Origin of the sequence: Neisseria macacae ATCC 33926 (assembly GCF_022749495.1) — a bacterium.
Taxonomy (GTDB): domain Bacteria; phylum Pseudomonadota; class Gammaproteobacteria; order Burkholderiales; family Neisseriaceae; genus Neisseria; species Neisseria macacae.
The window spans coordinates 97752-116572 of the sequence record NZ_CP094241.1 but is presented as its reverse complement, the minus strand read 5'-3'; the positions used below and the strand labels follow the sequence as shown (position 1 = coordinate 116572).

At 52.5% G+C, this 18821-nt stretch carries 18 protein-coding genes, 1 tRNA gene and 1 pseudogene; 11 read left to right on the top strand and 9 right to left on the bottom strand.

The features are described 5' to 3' along the window. Positions 1 to 185: 185 nt before the first annotated feature. Positions 186 to 1526, top strand: coding sequence for a signal recognition particle-docking protein FtsY (ftsY, locus tag MON40_RS00600; protein WP_003779678.1), 1341 nt, complete (start codon positions 186 to 188; stop codon positions 1524 to 1526). A 305-nt stretch (positions 1527 to 1831) separates the two neighbouring features. Here the strand turns inward: ftsY and MON40_RS00595 are convergent, their stop codons facing one another. The 4 genes from MON40_RS00595 to MON40_RS00580 form a co-directional block, all read right to left on the bottom strand. Beyond that, positions 1832 to 2164 carry a zinc ribbon domain-containing protein YjdM gene (locus MON40_RS00595; protein ID WP_003779677.1) on the bottom strand — a complete coding sequence of 111 codons (333 nt, stop codon included), beginning with the start codon at positions 2162 to 2164 and terminating at the stop codon, positions 1832 to 1834. Positions 2165 to 2410: 246 nt separating this feature from the next. Beyond that, on the bottom strand, positions 2411 to 3136 hold the full coding sequence (locus MON40_RS00590) for a septal ring lytic transglycosylase RlpA family protein (RefSeq protein ID WP_003779675.1): 726 nt from the start codon (positions 3134 to 3136) through the stop codon (positions 2411 to 2413). A gap of 150 nt (positions 3137 to 3286) precedes the next feature. Continuing rightward, complete coding sequence (gene trmL, locus MON40_RS00585) at positions 3287 to 3751, bottom strand: tRNA (uridine(34)/cytosine(34)/5-carboxymethylaminomethyluridine(34)-2'-O)-methyltransferase TrmL (RefSeq protein WP_003779672.1); 465 nt, start codon at positions 3749 to 3751, stop codon at positions 3287 to 3289. 63 nt (positions 3752 to 3814) lie between these two features. Further along, positions 3815 to 4552 (bottom strand): ComF family protein, encoded by a 738-nt coding sequence (locus MON40_RS00580; RefSeq protein WP_039863216.1) that lies wholly within the window; start codon positions 4550 to 4552, stop codon positions 3815 to 3817. 13 nt (positions 4553 to 4565) lie between these two features. Here MON40_RS00580 and bioH point away from each other — a divergent pair, with 13 nt between their 5' ends. Next, positions 4566 to 5312 (top strand): pimeloyl-ACP methyl ester esterase BioH, encoded by a 747-nt coding sequence (bioH, locus tag MON40_RS00575; RefSeq protein WP_003779669.1) that lies wholly within the window; start codon positions 4566 to 4568, stop codon positions 5310 to 5312. A 327-nt stretch (positions 5313 to 5639) separates the two neighbouring features. Beyond that, positions 5640 to 6431 carry a class I SAM-dependent methyltransferase gene (locus MON40_RS00570; protein WP_003779668.1) on the top strand — a complete coding sequence of 264 codons (792 nt, stop codon included), beginning with the start codon at positions 5640 to 5642 and terminating at the stop codon, positions 6429 to 6431. A 399-nt stretch (positions 6432 to 6830) separates the two neighbouring features. Here the strand turns inward: MON40_RS00570 and MON40_RS00565 are convergent, their stop codons facing one another. Then, the gene (locus tag MON40_RS00565; protein WP_003779663.1) at positions 6831 to 8600 is read right to left on the bottom strand and encodes an acyl-CoA dehydrogenase family protein; all 1770 of its coding nucleotides are present in this window, start codon (positions 8598 to 8600) and stop codon (positions 6831 to 6833) included. A gap of 105 nt (positions 8601 to 8705) precedes the next feature. Between MON40_RS00565 and MON40_RS00560 the strand changes: the two are divergent. Next, positions 8706 to 8822, top strand: a pseudogene (locus MON40_RS00560) (IS5/IS1182 family transposase); the annotation flags it as partial. A 221-nt stretch (positions 8823 to 9043) separates the two neighbouring features. On the opposite strand, the gene MON40_RS00555 reads toward MON40_RS00560, so the two are convergent. Continuing rightward, positions 9044 to 9466 (bottom strand): NTF2 fold immunity protein, encoded by a 423-nt coding sequence (locus MON40_RS00555; protein WP_174263551.1) that lies wholly within the window; start codon positions 9464 to 9466, stop codon positions 9044 to 9046. A 107-nt stretch (positions 9467 to 9573) separates the two neighbouring features. Continuing rightward, entirely contained in the window at positions 9574 to 10206 is a 633-nt protein-coding gene (locus MON40_RS00550) for an MBL fold metallo-hydrolase (RefSeq protein ID WP_003779657.1), read from the bottom strand. Between the two features lie 146 nt (positions 10207 to 10352). Between MON40_RS00550 and MON40_RS00545 the strand changes: the two genes are divergently transcribed. From MON40_RS00545 to ptsP, 6 genes are all read left to right on the top strand, one after another. Continuing rightward, on the top strand, positions 10353 to 11159 hold the full coding sequence (locus MON40_RS00545) for a DNA ligase (protein ID WP_003779656.1): 807 nt from the start codon (positions 10353 to 10355) through the stop codon (positions 11157 to 11159). 182 nt (positions 11160 to 11341) lie between these two features. Next, positions 11342 to 13165 carry a tetratricopeptide repeat protein gene (locus tag MON40_RS00540; RefSeq protein WP_242925954.1) on the top strand — a complete coding sequence of 608 codons (1824 nt, stop codon included), beginning with the start codon at positions 11342 to 11344 and terminating at the stop codon, positions 13163 to 13165. 621 nt (positions 13166 to 13786) lie between these two features. Further along, a complete protein-coding gene (locus tag MON40_RS00535) occupies positions 13787 to 14350 on the top strand; it encodes a hypoxanthine-guanine phosphoribosyltransferase (RefSeq protein ID WP_003779648.1) in 564 nt (187 codons plus the stop codon). A 129-nt stretch (positions 14351 to 14479) separates the two neighbouring features. Then, positions 14480 to 14917, top strand: coding sequence for a PTS sugar transporter subunit IIA (locus tag MON40_RS00530; RefSeq protein ID WP_003755891.1), 438 nt, complete (start codon positions 14480 to 14482; stop codon positions 14915 to 14917). 47 nt (positions 14918 to 14964) lie between these two features. Next, positions 14965 to 15234 (top strand): HPr family phosphocarrier protein, encoded by a 270-nt coding sequence (locus MON40_RS00525; RefSeq protein ID WP_003767811.1) that lies wholly within the window; start codon positions 14965 to 14967, stop codon positions 15232 to 15234. Then, positions 15234 to 17021, top strand: a complete 1788-nt coding sequence (ptsP, locus tag MON40_RS00520) for a phosphoenolpyruvate--protein phosphotransferase (protein WP_003779647.1) — start codon at positions 15234 to 15236, stop codon at positions 17019 to 17021. Before MON40_RS00525 ends, ptsP begins: the two co-directional genes overlap by 1 nt. 232 nt (positions 17022 to 17253) lie before the next feature. On the opposite strand, the gene MON40_RS00515 is transcribed toward ptsP, so the two are convergent. After that, positions 17254 to 17664, bottom strand: a complete 411-nt coding sequence (locus MON40_RS00515) for an Ag473 family lipoprotein (RefSeq protein WP_003755882.1) — start codon at positions 17662 to 17664, stop codon at positions 17254 to 17256. Positions 17665 to 17865: 201 nt separating this feature from the next. Here MON40_RS00515 and MON40_RS00510 point away from each other — a divergent pair. Continuing rightward, positions 17866 to 17941 (top strand) — tRNA-Lys (locus MON40_RS00510). A gap of 314 nt (positions 17942 to 18255) precedes the next feature. Here MON40_RS00510 and MON40_RS00505 read toward each other — a convergent pair. Further along, a complete protein-coding gene (locus MON40_RS00505) occupies positions 18256 to 18798 on the bottom strand; it encodes a c-type cytochrome (RefSeq protein ID WP_003767473.1) in 543 nt (180 codons plus the stop codon). Between the last annotated feature and the right edge of the window lie 23 nt (positions 18799 to 18821).

The following is an 18821-nucleotide window of genomic DNA, read 5'->3' as shown; positions in this document are numbered from 1 at the left end:
CTTATTCCACTTGAGGACGATGCGGCACTCCGAATAGCGGAAACCGAGAAGACGGGTATTGTACTTCCATCCGCGGAACACGTCAGCAAACCTTATTCGATTATCACGTTTTCAGACGACCTTGCCGCGCAAAATACGCTACAATACGCCCTATTTCAAGTTTCTAAAATTAAAAGGAAAATTCAATGTTCAGCTTCTTCCGCCGCAAGAAAAAACAGGAAACGCCCGCTCAAGAAGAAACCCGTATTCAGGAAACCGCCGCCGAAGCCGTAGAGAACGCTGAAGCTGCCGTTTCGCAAACGCTTGAAACGGTTCAGGAAAATGTCGGCGAAAAAGCGGAAGAGCTGACGGCGGCAGTTGAAACGGCGGTAGAAAGTACCAAAGAGCACGCCGAAGAAATCTGCGAGACTGTGGTTGAACATGTTTCCGAAACGGTCGAACACGTCCATGAAGCGGTCAGCGACGGGTCGTCTGAAACCGCAGAAGCTGTCGAAACTTTAGAAATCCAAGCCGAAGCCACGCCTGCAACATCCGAAGAACATTCCGTAGCAGCCTTTGAAAATACAGCCGTCGCAACGTCGTCTGAAACCTCTGAACCATCCGAAACCGAACCCAAACTCGGCTGGGCGGCGCGTTTGAAACAGGGTTTGACCAAATCGCGCGACAAAATGGCGAAATCGCTGGCGGGCGTGTTCGGCGGCGGGCAAATCGACGAAGACTTGTACGAAGAGCTGGAAACCGTGCTGATTACCAGCGACATGGGCATGGAAGCGACGGAATACCTGATGAAAGACGTGCGCAACCGCGTCAGCCTCAAGGGGCTGAAAGACGGCAACGAGTTGCGCGGCGCATTGAAAGAAGCTTTGTACGACTTGATTAAGCCGTTGGAAAAACCGCTGGTCTTGCCCGACACGAAAGAGCCGTTCGTCATCATGTTGGCGGGCATCAACGGCGCGGGTAAAACCACTTCCATCGGCAAACTCGCCAAATATTTCCAAGCTCAGGGCAAATCCGTGCTGCTTGCCGCAGGCGACACCTTCCGCGCCGCCGCTCGCGAGCAGCTTCAAGCATGGGGCGAACGCAACAACGTTACCGTCATCTCGCAAACCACGGGTGATTCCGCCGCCGTCTGCTTCGATGCCGTTCAAGCCGCCAAAGCGCGCGGCATCGACATCGTGCTTGCCGACACCGCTGGCCGCCTGCCCACGCAGCTTCATTTGATGGAAGAAATCAAAAAAGTGAAGCGCGTGCTGCAAAAAGCGATGCCCGATGCGCCGCACGAAATCATCGTCGTCCTCGATGCCAATATCGGGCAAAACGCCGTCAACCAAGTCAAAGCCTTTGACGATGCGCTGGGGCTGACGGGACTGATTGTGACCAAACTCGACGGTACGGCAAAAGGCGGCATCCTCGCCGCGCTTGCCTCCGACCGCCCCGTCCCCGTCCGCTATATCGGCGTGGGCGAAGGCATAGACGATTTGCGCCCGTTTGACGCGCGCGCGTTTGTGGACGCGTTGTTGGACTAAGCCAAATCGGGCAAACAGTCCGATAACGAAAAATCCCGATACGGCAAAATGCCTGCGGATGCGTTTTGATTCGACACAGCCATTTTGCCGAACCATGAAAAAGGTCGTCTGAAACCGAAAACAGGTTTCAGACGACCTTTGTTTGATGTGGCGGACGAAATATCGCTGCCGTCAATTGGTGCAACGCCTATTTCCTCCTGCCGAAAAGGCGAAAACCGTTTGAAAGCAACCCTTACGGAGACAAGTAGCTTTACAAACGGTTTTCAGGTCGGCCTAGCGACCCACCAACGGTTATTATACCAACATCATGCTTTTTTGACAAACTCTGATTTCAAATTCATCGCGCTGCCGTCGATTTTGCAACCGATATTGTGGTCGCCTTCTTGCAGGCGTATGCCTTTTACCTTGGTTCCTTGCTTGATAACCATGGAGCTGCCTTTGACTTTGAGGTCTTTAATCAGGACGACGGTGTCGCCGTCTTGCAACACGGCGCCGTTGGCATCTTTGACGCTCATGGTTTCTTCTGCGGCTTCGCCGTCGTTTTCCGTCCATTCAAACGCGCATTCGGGACAGATGTATTGGCTGCCGTCTTCGTAGGTGTATTCGGATTGGCATTGCGGGCAAGGTGGGAGGGACATGGTGGGGATTCCTTTGGTTGAGAAGCGGGGAATTATAGTGGATTAAAATAAAAATGAGACAAGGCGGCAACGCCCGCTGTGTACGGGTAGTATAAGGGCGTTGGCAACGCCGTATCATTGCAATTTTAATCCACTATTTTAATCCACTATATAAGGAAAAGGATGCAAGGATACGACGGCTTTGTACCTAGCTTCAATACAAAACGACCTGTCTTGCAACAGGTCGTCTGAAAACACGGATGCGGCTTAGAGGGACAGCGAAGCTGCCTGAATCAGACCGCGTGCTTTGGCTTCGGCTTCGGCGGCACGCTCTTGCGAGGTGAACGGACCCATTTTGACGACGTATTCGTAGTCACGTTTCTCCATGGAAACTCTCGGGTTCATCATGCCGGCGGAAAGGTTTCTTGCCGCCTGGTTCATATAGGCTTGCGCTTCGCGTTCGGTACCGAAGGATTTCAAATCGACGAAAATGTCTTTGCCATCATAAACTTGGGTGCTTTGACCTGGTACGATTTGTTCGACTTTGACATGTGCCGTGCCTTGGTTGATGAAACCCAATTGTTGGGCGGCGGCTTTGGAAACATCGATCACACGGTTGCCGTGGAAAGGACCACGGTCGTTGACGCGGACGATGACGCTTTTACCGTTTTTGGTGTTGGTCACACGGGCGTAGCTGGGAATGGGGAGGGTTTTGTGGGCGGCGGTCAGGGCGTTCATGTTGTAACGCTCGCCGCTGGAGGTTTTACGGCCGTGGAACTGGTTGCCGTACCATGAAGCGTTGCCGGTTTGGACGAAGGAGGATACTTTGGTCATCGGCGTGTAGCGTTTGCCGGCGACTTTGTAGCTGCGGTTGGCGGAGGAATGCAGCTTCTCGGCACGGACGATGGAGTCGGCTGAGGCGGAATGAATGGAAAGGATGCTGATTGCGACGGCAGTCAGGGTGGAGAAAAGGGTAGTTTTAGATAAAGTCAAAACGTAGTCCGTTCTTGAGTTGATAACGCAGTGGGATGGCTCCCAGGCGGTTTCAGACGACGTATCGGCGGTTTGACAAAAACCAAGCTGTTGTCGGACAGTATCGTCTTGGTTTTTGTCAAACGGCTCAGGGAGACTCCCCAGCGGATGTTATACACCGCCTGCGTAACCGTTTTGCCGCCATGCTTCAAACAGAATCACGGCGACGGTGTTGGAAAGATTCATGCTCCGGCTGCCGGGCTTCATGGGCAGGCGCAGCTTTTGCCCTTGGGGCAGGGTGTCGAGGATTTCGGCGGGCAGGCCGCGTGTCTCGGGGCCGAACAAAAAGACATCGCCCTCAACAAAGGAAACTTCGTCAGGACGGGTTTTGCCTTTGGTGGTCAGCGCGAAAATGCGGCGGCCTTCCAGGGCTTTGAGACAATCTTCGAAATTCTCGTGTACCGTCAGTTTTGCAAACTCGTGATAATCCAAACCTGCGCGTTTCATTTTTGCCGAATCCAGCGGAAAACCGAGCGGCTTGACCAGATGCAAATCGGCTCCGGTGTTGGCGCACAATCGGATGATATTGCCCGTATTGGGCGGGATTTCGGGTTGGTACAAAACTATGGTAAACATATAAATCAATCACTTATAGAGGGGCATAATGCCGAAATGTTCCGCAGGTGTCAAAAACTTTAGCTATTTTTTCATTAGCGGACGCGCCAAACTCCAGCAAAAAATCTTGCCTGCGCCTGATTTTTTCAGCGTCCGCGCCAGTTCGTTCAGCGTCGAGCCGGTGGTGAACACATCGTCGATTAACAAAATATTACAGTTTTTCGAGATATGACCATTGATTTCAAAAGCATTTTTTATATTGCGAACCCTGTCTGCGCTTTTCAGCGTACTTTGCGGCTCGCGATGTCGTCTGAAAACCGTCTGCCGCGGCAGCAGCGTCCAGCCGTAATGTTCGGACAGAATATCCGCCAATTCCTCGCTTTGGTTGAAGCCGCGGTGCAGCCGCCTTTCTTTACTCAACGGCACGGGCAGCACAAAATCGAAATGCTCCGTTTCCAGCCAGTCGGGCGCATGGCGGCGCATCAGTTCCGCCAGCGGACGGCTCATGCCGAGGTCTGCCAAATGCTTCAACGCGCGTATCATACTGCTGACGGGCGGCCCATAATACAGCGAAGCCCACATCCGCTCAAATGCCGGCGGCTTCTTCTGACAGCCGCCGCACACCGCCCCGCCCTGTATAGTGCGGAAACACAAGGGGCAACTGTTTGCCGCGTCCGTAAAAAACTCTTCCAAGTCCGCCGCGCAGCCGCCGCAAAAACCGCCATACGGCCGGGTTTCGCACGCTGAAACCAAGGCGTGGCATAATACGCAACGGCTTTTGTGCCACCATCCCGCATTGCGCCACCAAGAAAACACATCCATAGAGAAAACAGCCATGCCGCACTCCGCCAAAAAAGTTTATCTGATACACGGCTGGGCAGCGAACCGCCACGTCTTCGACGACCTCATCCCGCGCCTGCCCTCCGATTGGGACATCCGCGCCCTCGATTTGCCCGGACACGGCGACGCACCCTTTGCCGAAAACTTCAACATCGCCGCAATTGCCGAAGCCTTCGCCGAAGAAATCGACACGCCCGCCCACATCCTCGGCTGGTCGCTCGGCGGCTTGGTCGCGCTCCATCTCGCCGCACGCCGTCCCGACAAAGTCTGTTCGCTCTGCCTGACCGCAAGTTTCGCCCGCCTGACCGCCGACGCGGACTACCCCGAAGGGCTGTCCAACCCCGCTTTGGGCAAGATGGTCGGCGCGTTCCGGCAGGATTATGCCAAACATATCAAACAGTTTCTACAATTACAGTTGCTGCACACACCAAACGCCGCCGAAATCATCGGCAACATCCTGCCCGACCTCTCCCGCCACGGCGCACCGCCCGCCCTGCAAGCCGCGTTGGATGCCGTCAACCAAGCCGATGCCCGCCCCCTGCTTTCAAGCATCCAAGCCCCGTCGCTTTTAGTGTTTGGACAAAAAGACGCCATCACCCCGCCGCGCATGGGCGAATACCTCAACCGCCATCTGGCGGACAGCGAATTGGTATTGATGGAAAAAGCGGCACACGCCCCGTTTTTAAGCCACGCCGACGAATTTGCCGAACACTACCGCGATTTTGTCGAAAAGGTCGTCTGAAAAGGCATACTTTGATTTCTGTACAAATATGAATTTGGAAATTAAGGATTAAGGAAATTTTTCTATTTTTAATAGATTAAAATGGCAGAAAACCCTTTTCGTCATTCCCGCGCAGGCGGGAATCCAGAAGTTTGAAATGACGGTAATCTTTGAATATTTCTGAAAACTAGAGGTCTGGATTCCCGCCTGCGCGGGAATGACGACATACGAGGATTAGGGTGGCTTTCGAAATGCGGCATAAGAACATAGAACCGCCATCCCTATACAAACATCAACAACGGTACAAAAACCACCCCTTCAAAAAAGAAGAAAAAGGTCGTCTGAAACATGAAACCCCAAGACAAACGCTGGCAAATCCACCGCCATCTCGCCCAAGACACCGACGAACGGCTGCAAATCGTCCGCAACGCGCCCAAACGCATCCTGCTGGTCGGTGCGGACGCGGACATCAGCCGCAGCCTGCTTGCCGCGCGTTATCCGAATGCGGTATTCGAAGAATACGACCCGCGCGCCGACTTCCTCCAGACCGCTGCAGCCGCGCGCAAAAGCGGTTTTTGGCAAAAACTCACCGGTAAAACCGTCCCGCAACACTGCCAAGCCCTGACCGACCCGCTGCCCGAAGCCTGTGCCGATATGTTGTGGGCGAACCTCAGCCTGCCCCGCGCGGACGAAATCCTGCCCGTCCTGAAAAATTGGGCAAACGCTTTGAAAACAGACGGTTTATTATTCTTCACCCATTTTGGCCGCGACAGCCTGACCGAGCTGACAGGTCGTCTGAAAAGCGCGGGGATAGCGTGTGAAACGCCGACCTTAATCGATATGCACGACCTCGGCGACATGCTTGCCGACAACGGTTTCTACGACCCCGTGACCGACACCGCCAAGCTCGAATTGAGCTACCGCAAGGCGGCGACGTTCCGGCAGGACATGGAAACCTTGGGCTTGTGGCACGCCTTGAAATTCAACGACGACGCCCAAGCGGCTGATGCGTTTGTGGATAAGATTTTTGAAACCGAAGGCGGTCTGACCGTCACGCTCGAAACCGTGTACGGTCATGCCGTGAAGAAACTGACGCTGCCCGAGGGGGAAAACGTGGTGCGGTTTTATCCGAAAGGCTGAACGGTTTGGCGGAATGAATGAAAGGTCGTCTGAAAACGTTTTATAGTGGATTAACTTTAAACCAGTACGGCGTTGCCTCGCCTTAGCTCAAAGAGAACGATTCTCTAAGGTGCTGAAGCACCAAATGAATCGGTTCCGTACTATCTGTACTGTCTGCGGCTTCGTCGCCTTGTCCTGATTTAAATTTAATCCACTATAACGAATGGCGTTAAAACGTTTTCAGACGACCTTTTTACGCGGCGGCAAGCCTGTTTCCTTTCCATTTCCGTCCAATGCCCGATCGGACAGATGGCTCAATTCGACTCAGGCGTTCTGCTTCAATCCACGCTAACGCTGACAAAAGAGGTCGTCTGAAACCCAAAATCCGGTTTCAGACGACCTTTTTCAAACCCGTATCCGTCAATAAAGTTCTAACGGTACGTCCAGCAATGCCTGCGCGTTTTCAATCTGCGCGGCGCAGGCGTAAACCTGCGGCAGGACGTGGGCGCAATAGACGCGGGCGTTGTGTTGCTGCGCGGCGTAGAAACTGCTGCCGAAGCCGTCGGCGTCGTCCTTTTGGGCGGCTTCGGCGGCAAGGTAGGCGCGGGCGAGTCCGATGGCGCCGAGCGTCAGCCCCATTTGTTGGAGGTAGGCGTTGGACGCGGAGGCGGCAAGGGTGGGACGGTCGGCGTATCCAACCATCCGGGCGATGCTTTGTTCTGCCGTTTCAATGGCTTGCGCCAGTTGCTGCGCGGCGGCGGGTTCGGCGGCCGCGAGTTTGTCCGCCAGCTCTTTGCCTTCGGCGAGCAGCTTCAAGGGCAGCGCGCCGTTTTTGCCGGTGGTTTTGCGCCCTGCCAAATCGGCGGCCTGTATGCCGTTGGTGCCTTCATAAATCGGCGTAATCCGCACGTCGCGCAGGTATTGCGCCACGCCGCTTTCTTCGACGTAACCCGCACCGCCGTAAATCTGGACGGCGAGGTTGGTCAGGACGACGCCGTTGTCGGTCGGCCAGGCTTTGACGATGGGAATCAGGAAATCCAGTTCGCGCTCCGCTTCTTTGCGCAATACGTTGTCGGGGCAGGCGGCGGCAAAATCGGTCAGAGCGGCGGCGCGCAGATACAGGGCGCGTTGGGCGGCGAGCGTTGCCTTTTGTATCAACAACATACGGCGCACGTCGGGATGGCGGATAATCGCCACGTCGTCTGAACCGTCCGCCTCGTCGCGTCCCTGCACGCGTTCTTTGGCATAGGCGAGCGCGTTTTGGTAGGCGCGTTCGGCGACGGCGTGGCCTTCGATGCCGACGTTCAGCCGCGCGGTTTTCATCATGGTAAACATATATGCCAAACCCTTGCCCGCCCTGCCGACCAGATAGCCTTCGGCATTGTCGAACTCCATCGTACAGGTCGGGCTGGCGTGTATGCCGAGCTTGTGTTCGATGCCGATGGCGCGCACGCCGTTGCGTCCGCCCAAGCTGCCGTCGGCGTTCACCAAATATTTCGGTACGATAAACATCGACACGCCCTGCACGCCCGGCGCGGCATCGGGCAGGCGTGCGAGCACCAGATGGACGATGTTTTCCGTCATTTCCTGATCGCCCCAAGTGATGAAGATTTTCTGCCCGCTGAGGGCATACGCACCGTTTTCTTTCGGTACGGCGCGGGTGGCGATATGGTTCAAATCCGAACCCGCCTGCGGTTCGCTCAAATTCATCGTTCCCGCCCATTCGCCGCTGCACATTTTCGGCAGGTAGGTCTGTTTCTGCTCCTCGCTGCCGTGTTTGAACAGCGCGTCCACCGCCCCCAGCGTCAGCATCGGCATCAGCGACAGGGCAAGGTTGGCGGCGCACCACATCTCTTCACACGCCGCCGACACGACCGCCGGCAGCCCCTGTCCGCCAAACTCTGCCGGCGCGTGCAAACCCGCCCAACCCGCTTCGCAGAAATCGCGGTAGGCACGCGCCAAATCGGGATGGGTGGTAATCAGGTCGTCTGAAAAACCCGCGCCGTAGAGGTCGCCGGTGCGGTTGGTGTCCGCCCATTGCTCCGAGGCAAACCGCGCCGCTTCGTCCAGCACCGCATCCACCGTTTCCGCGTCCAAACCTTCCGCATGGGGCAGTTGCAGGATTTCGTCCAACCTGCCGTGCACGCGGATGCCGAAACGTAATTCGTTTACAGGGGCCGTGTAGCTCATGGAATCTCTCCGAAGTGAATGATTTGAAATGGATTTGGGATAAATTGGTATAGTTATACTAATCCTAAACCACAGGTTTGCAAAGCGCAGGTTTTCAGACGACCTCGGGCAAAATATAGTGGATTAAATTTAAATCAGGACAAGGCGACGAAGCCGCAGACAGTACAGATAGTACGGCAAGGCGAGGCAACGCCGTACTGGTTTAAAGTTAATCCACTATACAAGGCTATCCTTTTATTTTTAAAAAAATTATTTCAAATCAGGCAGCATGGGCGGAGCGCAGCAGGTTTGAGCGCGGTCAAAGTCGTCAAAGGTCGTCTGAAAAAGATTTTGAACTTTTCAGACGACCTTTTTAAGAAAACAAATTTTCCGGGAACCAGCCCTTCAATCAACTTTATCAAGGTATTGATTCTTAAACCAACCGATGACAAGTTATCGCTTATTCAAAACAATTGGCGGGACTTCTTCCATTTATCGTAATACATAAAACCCATTTGATCGATTTTCCATTCCCCACCTTCCAAAACCAGCGTATAGGTTTTCTTTCCCTCTCTATCACTCAACACATCTATTTCATATTTTTTATCGCTGATTTTCCGTTCGGCTGTAATGGTTTGGTTATATTCTGGTGGCATTCCAAAATCAGGGGCTTCTTGTCTAGCTTGCCTTAAAGATAAAGCTTTTTTAGATAAAAATTGTTGGTGTATTTTTTTGATTTCATCAGATCTTTTTTTGCTGTTTTCATCTTCATCAATTTCAAAAAAAGTACCTTCATCCAAACTTTTTTGAGTAAGCCCTCCCCAATACAATTCATAATCTTTCATTTTTTGAATGAACTCAGCTAATGTTTCATGCGCGGTTTTCATATTACGAATTTCCTTTAAAGTGTATTCCATTGCATTTTACTCATTCTCTATAAAAAGGTCGTCTGAAACGCTTATCCGTGTTTCAGACGACCTTTCGCTTTCAGGATTTAAAAAAACGGATTGTGCCGTTTTTCATGCCCGATGTCGGTCATTCTGCCGTGTCCCGCGATGACGCGGGTATCTTCGGGCAGGACGAACAGTTTGGTGCGGATATTATGGATGAGGTCGGCGTGGTTGCCGCGCGGGAAGTCGGTTCTGCCTATGGTTTCGTAAAACAATACGTCGCCCGCGATGAGCAGCCCTGCTTCGGCGCAGTAGAAAACGACGTGGCCGGGCGTGTGGCCGGGGATGTGCAGGACTTGGAAGGCATGGCTGCCGACCTTGAGCGTTTCGCCTTCGGTCAGCCAACGGGTCGGCTCGAATGCGGGGGAAACGGGAAAGCCGTATTGGGCGGTTGTTTCGGGCAGGGCTTGGAGCAGGAAACCGTCGTCCGCATGAGGGCCTATGACGGGGACGGGGCGGTGTTCCCGCAATTCCACCACGCCGCCGGCATGGTCGAGGTGTCCGTGGGTCAGCCAAATGGCGGTCAGGGTTAGGTTTTTCGCGTCCAGCTCTTGCAGGAGGTAGGAAACGTCGCCGCCGACATCGGTCAGAACGGCTTCGCGGGTTTCGTCATCCCACAAAAGGGTACAGTTTTGGCGGAAGGGGGTAACGGCAATGATTTCGGCTTGAAGTGCCATGAGGCGGGATTCCTTGGGTAGTGGTTGGGACAGGGCTTGAACTTCGTTGAAACGATGTTTTCAGACGACCTTCGGTCTGCTTATGCGGTATCATTATTATATTTGAAATAATCACTCACATTATTGGAACGTTTATGAGAACTTCAATGCAAGGCATGATACCGATTTTTGCCGCTTTTTTCATCCAAACGGCGCTCGGCGCGGATTTGATGCTGGCGCAGGAATACAAAGACCAAGACATTACAGGCTGGGCGATGAGCGAGAAGCTCGACGGCGTGCGCGTGTATTGGGACGGGCGGCAATTGGTCAGCAGGCAGGGCTACGCGTTTACCCCGCCTAAAGGCTTTACCGCGCAGTTCCCGCCGTATCCGCTCGATGGCGAGCTGTATAGCGGGCGCGGACAGTTTGAACAGATTTCCGCCGCCGTGCGCTCGTCTTCCGGCGATTGGCGCGGCATCCGCCTTCATGTTTTCGACGTACCCAAAGCACAGGGCAATCTCTACCAACGCCTCGCCGTCGCAACGCAATGGCTGAAAACGCATCCGAACGCGCCCATCACCATCATCCCGCAAACCAAAGTGCGCGACCGGCAGCACGCGATGGATTTTTTGAAACAAATCGAAGCGCAGGGCGGCGAAGGCGTGATGCTGCGCCAGCCCGAATCGCGTTACAGCGGCGGCAGGAGCAGCCAATTATTGAAGCTGAAAAGCCAATACGACGACGAATGCACGGTAACGCGGCATTATGAAGGCAAAGGGCGCAACGCCGGACGGCTGGGCGCGGTCGGCTGCAAAAACCGACACGGCGAATTCCGCATCGGCAGCGGCTTCAAAGACAAAGACCGCGATAACCCGCCCAAAATCGGCTCGGTCATCACATACCGCTACCGCGGCTTCACACAAAAAGGCACGCCGAAGTTTGCCACGTTTGTGCGGGTCAGGACGGACAGGTGAAACCGATGGTCGAAAGGTCGTCTGAAAACCGTATTTTCGGGTTTTCAGACGACCTTTTTATAAACATGGATGGATACTGAATCGGTTTTCTGCTTTGGGGGCAGGAAAGGGGAGCTTTGGTATATATGGTGTACAATTTTCGTTTGATTAGTTTTTAATGGATTGGTTTGATAGAGGGATAAATGATGGATATTGATGGTTTGATTAATGAAAGTTCCCAATTATTATTTGAAGAGAAAAAATACGCTGAAGCGATTGAAAAGCTGTATCAGGCTTTAGACGGGATTACGGATAAAAACACTCAGATTTTCAAGCAAAGCCTAATTCAATCCGGGCTTATTTGTTGTTATCTTGAATATGCCAAGAAAACCAAAAATACGGACAAAGCAGAAGAACTGTTCGGGCAAGCCATTAAATGTTGTCGAGAGTATTCACGGCTTGCCAAAGAGGGTGGACAAAAAAACATTCAGCAACAAATCAGTGCCCAATATGAGCTTATTAATTGTTATTTTGAACACGCCAAGAAAACCAAAAATACGGACAAGGCAAGTAAACTGTTTGAGCAAGTGATTGAATGTTGTCAAGAGTTGTTACAACTTTCCAATCATTTAGAACATCAATACCGCATTTGGGAACAGGCTAATGCTCAATCTTGGTTTGGTCGTTGTTATCTTGAATTGGGTAAGAGAATTAAAAGTACATCTGAAGCAGAAAAATTTGTTAAGCAGGCTAGAGAATATTTTTCTGTTACCTATAAACAGTTATCTCGATTAAGCGGTAACGCAAAAAAAAGAATGAAAAAAAAAATCCATCAAGGTTTAAGGGAAATTGATTACCTCAATAAGGATTGGCATTCCTATTTTGAGAAGAAAAAACAAGAAATACAGAAATCGCTTTTCAAGAGTAAAACTTCACAACCGCAAGATGCCGTTGCATCCGTGTTGGCGGTTCTCCATATCACGCCGATAGAATTGGGTTTTATTCCGATGGCGCATTACACTTCGCCCCATGTATGCCATATATTATTCGGCATCGGCGGCAACGAAACCGCCAGTCCGATGCGGCTCGGCAGTTCCACCTATATGAACGATCCGTCTGAAGGCAAGCCACTACTGGACTTATTGAACCAGCAGGATTTGGAGCTGGAAAACAAAGCGGATGGCACGTCCTATAATGCTTTTTTTACCTGTTTCTCCAGCCGCGTCAACGATTTGAACCAGTTCCGCCTGTATGGCAAAGAGGGCGGCGTAGAGGCTTCGGGCTGCTGCCTGGTGTTCAATAAAAACGGGGATTGGTTGAAAGAATCGGATATTTCCGTCCCATTTCGCGGTCTGTCTGAAATGTCTGGTCAGAGTTCAGACGACCTGCCGGAAGCTGTTTTTTCAGATAATGAATACGAAAAGCTACCGCTTTATCAAGTAGCTTATATCGCGTACCAAGATGAATATATTACAGATAAGAAATGCGAAATATGGCTTTCTGCACCCAATAAGGCTTTCGACCTTCATCAAAATTTAGCAAAAGAAAATTTAGGTTCGTCCATTCGATTTACGTTAAATTCAAACATCAGTCGGTTCGGTATCCGCCTGAAACCCGTCGGAAATGAAGAATGGCATCAGTTCCGCTTGGAAAAATTAAAAGAAGCGTTGGAAGAGCTTATCGGGTTTTTCAAGGACAAATCCGCCGTCAGCGACGACGATAAAGAAGCCTTGGAATACATCCGCTATCTGTTTAAAGACTTCGCCTTCCGCGATGAAGAAGAGTTCCGCCTGTTGGTTATCAAGCCGATCGATTCGGAGGAAATCGAATATTGCGAGACGACCCAATCCGTCTATATTCCTTATGCCGATATTCGGAATCGGGCGGATGAGGTAATTTTGGGTACGAATTACGAAAAAACCGGCAATCAACGCAAGGCGGAAGTGTTCCGCTATCAGATGAAGCAAAAATGCCCCGACGTCAAAGTCTCCCGCTCGACGCTGCCGATTAATCCGCCGAATAAGTAGCTTAGTTTGCGCGGCAATGCCGAACCAGCTGTAGGTCGGATACTTGTATCCGACAAAAACCCGCCATCTCAAAAGCCGTCGGATTCGAGAATCCGACCTACTGCAACTAAGCCAGTTCGGCGCATTCCGCCAACGCCTGCCACGCGGGCTTTGCCTGAGAAAATGATTTTCCAAGCTCAAAAAACGGCAATACGGGTCAAAGCGGCGGCGGAATTTCAGACGACCTCAGCCAGCCGTAGGTCGGATACTTGTATCCGACAAAAACCTGCCATCCCAAAAACCGTCGGATTCGAGAATCCGACCTACTGAAACTAAGCCAGTTCGGCGCATTCCGCCAACGCCCGCCACGCGGGATTTGCCTGCGAAAAGGGTTTCCCCAGCTCAAAAACGACAATACGGGTTAAAGCGGCGGCGGGATTTCAGCCGTAGGTCGGATACTTGTATCCGACAAAAACCTACCATCTCAAAAGCCGTCGGATTCGAGAATCCGACTTACTGCAACTGATAGCTAGGCGGTGTATTGAAAGCGATGGCAAAACCCGCTTCTCTGTTTTCAGACGACCTCAGCCTGTTGTTTTGGGTTTATAATTTCCTTTTTCCCAACTGATTTCCCCGTTTACCATGATCGATTTAGAAACCAAACGCCTTGAAACCCAAGCCATGCTTGATAATGCCGAGCTTTTGTTCGACCAAGACCAATGCCGTGCCGCGCTGCAAAAAGTGGCGGACGAGATTACGCGCGACTTGGGGGGCAAATATCCGCTCCTGCTGCCTGTGATGGGCGGGGCGGTGGTGTTTACGGGGCAGTTGCTGCCGCTGTTGCGCTTTCCGTTGGACTTTGATTATGTTCATGTTTCCCGTTACGGCGACAAGCTGGCGGGCGGCGCGTTCAACTGGAAACGGATGCCCGACCCGGAGCAGATTCGGGGGCGTCATGTGGTCGTGTTGGACGATATTTTGGATGAGGGCCACACGATGTCGGCGATTCAGTCCAAGCTCTTGGAAATGGGCGCGGCGAGCTGCCGTGCGGCTGTGTTTGCCAACAAGTTGATCGACAAGGAAAAACCGACCAAGGCGGATTATGTCGGGCTGGATGTTCCCAACCGCTACGTCTTCGGCTACGGTATGGATGCGGCGGGCTGCTGGCGCAATTTGGGCGAGATTTACGCGCTCAACCAAGGCTGAGACAAGATTAAAAAGGTCGTCTGAAAACCTTTTCAGACGACCTTTGTGCCACCATATCGCGCTATGTGGCGGGTGAACGGACGATATTTTCGCCCACACCGGCCGAATAAAATCATCAGAGAACACATCATGATCAACCTTTTAATCATTACCCACGAGGCAGTAGGCGAGGCCTACCGCAGCCTGACCCATCATTTCTTCCCGACGGGAATGCCGGAAAACATCCGCATCCTCGGCGTAGAGCCTGACGAAGACCAAAACGACATCATCAACAATGCCATCGCCGCGCTGCAAGAGTTTCCTGAAAACCACGGCGTATTGATTATGACCGACATCTTCGGCGCGACGCCGTGCAATGCCGCCCGCAGGCTGGTTCGCGCGGGCAAATCCGCCATCCTGACCGGACTGAACGCGCCGATGATGATTAAAGCGACCCAATACTCGCCCATGGCGGAAGATCTCGCCGCCTTTACTGAAACGGTCAGGGAAGCCGCCGTCAAAGGCATTTTCGCCATCACCGCCGAACCGGAAGATTTGGTGTGCAAACAGCACGCCGAAGCCGTCTAACCCGACCGACACGTTTTCAGACGACCCCGCACACCCGAAAGCCAAACATGCAAAAACAACAAATCGAAATCATCAACAAACTCGGACTCCACGCCCGCGCTTCCAGCAAATTCACCCAAACCGCGTCTCAGTTTCAAAGCGAAGTCTGGGTAACGAAAAACGGAAGCCGCGTCAACGGCAAAAGCATCATGGGCTTAATGATGCTCGCCGCCGCCAAAGGCACAATCATCGAGCTGGAAACCGACGGCTTGGACGAAGCCGCCGCCATGAAGGCATTGACCGACTTAATCAACGACTACTTCGGCGAGGGCGAATAATGAGTATCGTGCTGCACGGTGTCGCCGCGGGCAAAGGCATCGCCATCGGACAAGCCCACCTGATTACGCGCGGGACGGCTGAAGTGCCGCAATACGACGTTTCAGACGACCTCATCGACGCCGAAGCCGCCCGTTTCGATGCCGCCATCAAAGCCACGCGCAAAGAGTTGGAACAGCTTCGCAGCGCGATTCCTGAAAACGCCCCGACCGAATTGGGCGCGTTTATTTCGCTGCACCTCATGCTGCTGACCGACGTTACCCTCTCGCGCGAACCCGTCGATATTTTGAAAGAACAAAAAATCAATGCCGAATGGGCATTGAAACAGCAAAGCGACAAGCTTGCCGCCCAGTTCGACAACATCGAAGACGACTACCTGCGCGAACGCAAACAAGACATGCTGCAAGTCGTCCGCCGCATCCACAACAACCTTGTGGGGCAAAGCAACGACTTAAACCTCAACGAAGGCTTGTTTGAAGACACCATCCTGATTGCCCACGACCTCTCGCCCGCCGACACCGTCCTCTTTAAAGAGCAGCGCATTACCGCCTTCGTTACCGACGTCGGCGGCCCGACCAGCCACACCGCCATCCTAGGCCGCAGCCTCGACATCCCTTCCGTCATCGGCCTGCACAACGCCCGCAGGCTCATTACCGAAAACGAAACCGTCATCGTTGACGGCATCAACGGCGTCCTCATCATCGATCCGGACGAAGTCGTCCTCAACGAATACCGCCGCCTCGCCCGCGAATACCGCCTCCACAAGCGCGAACTCAACAAGCTCAAAAAAACTGCCGCCACCACCGCCGACGGCATCAACATCGAGCTGCTCGCCAACATCGAATCCGCCGAAGACATCAAAACCCTGCACAACTTCGGCGCAGACGGCGTCGGACTCTTCCGCAGCGAATTCCTCTATCTCAACCGCGACACCATGCCGTCTGAAGACGAGCAGTACGAAGTGTACAGCGCGATTGTGAAAAAAATGAAAGGCAAAAGCATCACCATCCGCACCGTCGATTTGGGCGTGGACAAAAACCCCCGCTGGTTCGGTCAGAACACCACGCCCAACGGCAGCCTCAACCCCGCGCTCGGACTCACCGGCATCCGCCTGTGCCTCGCCGAACCCGTCATGTTCCGCACCCAAATGCGCGCCATCCTCCGCGCCGCCGTCCACGGCCCCGTGCGCATGATGTGGCCGATGATTACCTCCCTGTCCGAAGTGCGCCAATGCCTGATCCACCTCGACACCGCCCAACGCCAGCTTACCGAACGCGGCGAAACCTTCGGCACGGTCAGCGTCGGCTGCATGATTGAAATCCCCTCCGCCGCCATGACCGTCGGCAGCATCCTGAAACTGACCGACTTCATCTCCATCGGCACCAACGACCTGATCCAATACATCTTGTCGGTTGACCGCGGCGACGACAGCGTCAGCCACCTCTACCAGCCCGGCCATCCCGCCGTGTTGAAAACCATCCAGCACATCATCCGCACCGCCAACCGCATGGAAAAAAGCGTCTCCATATGCGGCGAAATGGCAGGCGACACCACCTACACGCGGATGCTGCTGGGCATGGGGCTGCGCCGATTCTCCATGAACCCCAACAACCTGCTCCCCGTCAAAAACATCATCCTGCACAGCAACACCGCCCTGCTCGAAACCGAAACCGCCAAAATCCTCCGCAGCGAAGACTCGGAAAAAACCGAAAAGCTGCTGAAATTGCTCAACAGCGCGGAACACGAAGAAGAGCGGCAGGACGAAGACAGCCCGATAGCGCAGGCGTAAACAAGGTTTCTATAGTGGATTAACTAAATCAGGACAAGGCGACGAAGCCGCAGACAGTACAGATAGTACGGAACCGATTCACTTGGTGCTTCAGCACCTTAGAGAATCGTTCTCTTTGAGCTAAGGCGAGGCAACGCCGTACTGGTTTAAATTTAATCCACTATATAAACCAAAAGGTCGTCTGAAAACCAAATTCGGTTTTCAGACGACCTTTTTATGTCAACACGACAAATTATTTAGCAGCGTCTTTCATTTTGTCCGCAGCTTCTTGAGTCGCATCAGCAGCTTTGTTCAAAGAATCTTTGGCTGCATCGGTAGCCGCTTCTTTGGCTTTACCGGCCGCTTCTTTAGTTTCGGTAACGGCTTTATCTGCCGCTTCTTTTACATCGGTAGCCGCTTTGTCGGCAGCTTCTTTAGTTTCAGTCATGGCTTTATCGGCAGTTTCTTTTGCATCAGCCGCAGCGTCTTTGACTTTATCTTTCGCTTCTTGGGCGGCAGAAGCAGCAGAATCAGCGGCAGAAGCTGCAGTGTTTTTAACATCGGACGCAACGGCTTGTGCCGCTTCCTTAGTCTCTTGCTTGGTCTCTTGGGAACAAGCCGCCAAAGCAGCCGCCATCATTGCGGCAATCAGTAATTTTTTCATGTCCTATCCTTCTTGAATTTTTGGTTAAGATTTTGGTTAAAATGCTGTTTTATATAAACAGCCCGAAAAATTGTAACACATATCATGTTAATAATCTCTTCTATATGACGATAAACAGTGCTTTAAGTTCTATTTTGTTCCGAAAAAATACAGAAAAACATTGACACTGCTCATCTGTTTCTATAAAATTCACAGCTTATCGGGTCGTTAGCTCAGTCGGTAGAGCAGCGGACTTTTAATCCGTTGGTCGAGCGTTCGAATCGCTCACGACCCACCAAATTTAAAAAGCTGAGTTGAAAAACTCAGCTTTTTTATTGCCTTTCTGCCTTAGTTCTAACATTCAGACCGCACCATCGTTAATCAAAGATCAGGTCGTCTGAAAACAGGATAATGTTTCAGACGAGCTTCCCTCAACTTCCTGTGTAGTGGTTCAAGTAAGCTTGAATCAAGACAAGGCGAAGCAACACCGCATTGATTTCAGCTTAATCTTATACCGTTTCCCATCAAAGCAAATCCGAACCGTCTCGACGCTTGGCTGTTTTCCCATAAAAAAACGCACCTTATTGCAAGGTGCGTTTTGATTTGTACAGCTTAGAATTTGGCGCCGGATTGGTTTGCCATATAGTCAACCGCCGCTTTGACTTCGTCATCGCTCAGGCTGGTGTTGCCGCCTTTTGCCGGCATGGTGTTGAAGCCTTCGAGTGCATGTTTATGCAGGGTTTCTTTGCCTTGTTTGATGCGCGGAGCCCAATCATCATTTTTACCGACAACAGGAGCGCCCGGGATGGTACCGCCGTGGCACATTTTACAGTTGGCTTCGAAAACGGCTTTGCCGTCCACTTTGGCGGACGAGGCATCTTTTTTCTCGTCGGCAGGCGCAGCTTCTGTTTTTTCAGCCGGTTTGGCTTCAGAGGCAGGAGCTTCTTTTACTTCTGATGCGGCTTTGGCGGCAGTATCTTCTACTTTACTCGCCGCTGCTTGAGCGGAAGATGCAGCAGCATCGGTAGCAGAAGCCGCAGCGTCTTTAACCTCGGAAGCTACGGCAGAAGCCGCTTCCTTAGTTTCCTGCTTGGCTTCTTGGGAACAAGCCGACAAAGCGGCCATCATCATCGCAGCAATTAGTAATTTGTTCATGTTCTATCCTTCTTAAATTTTTT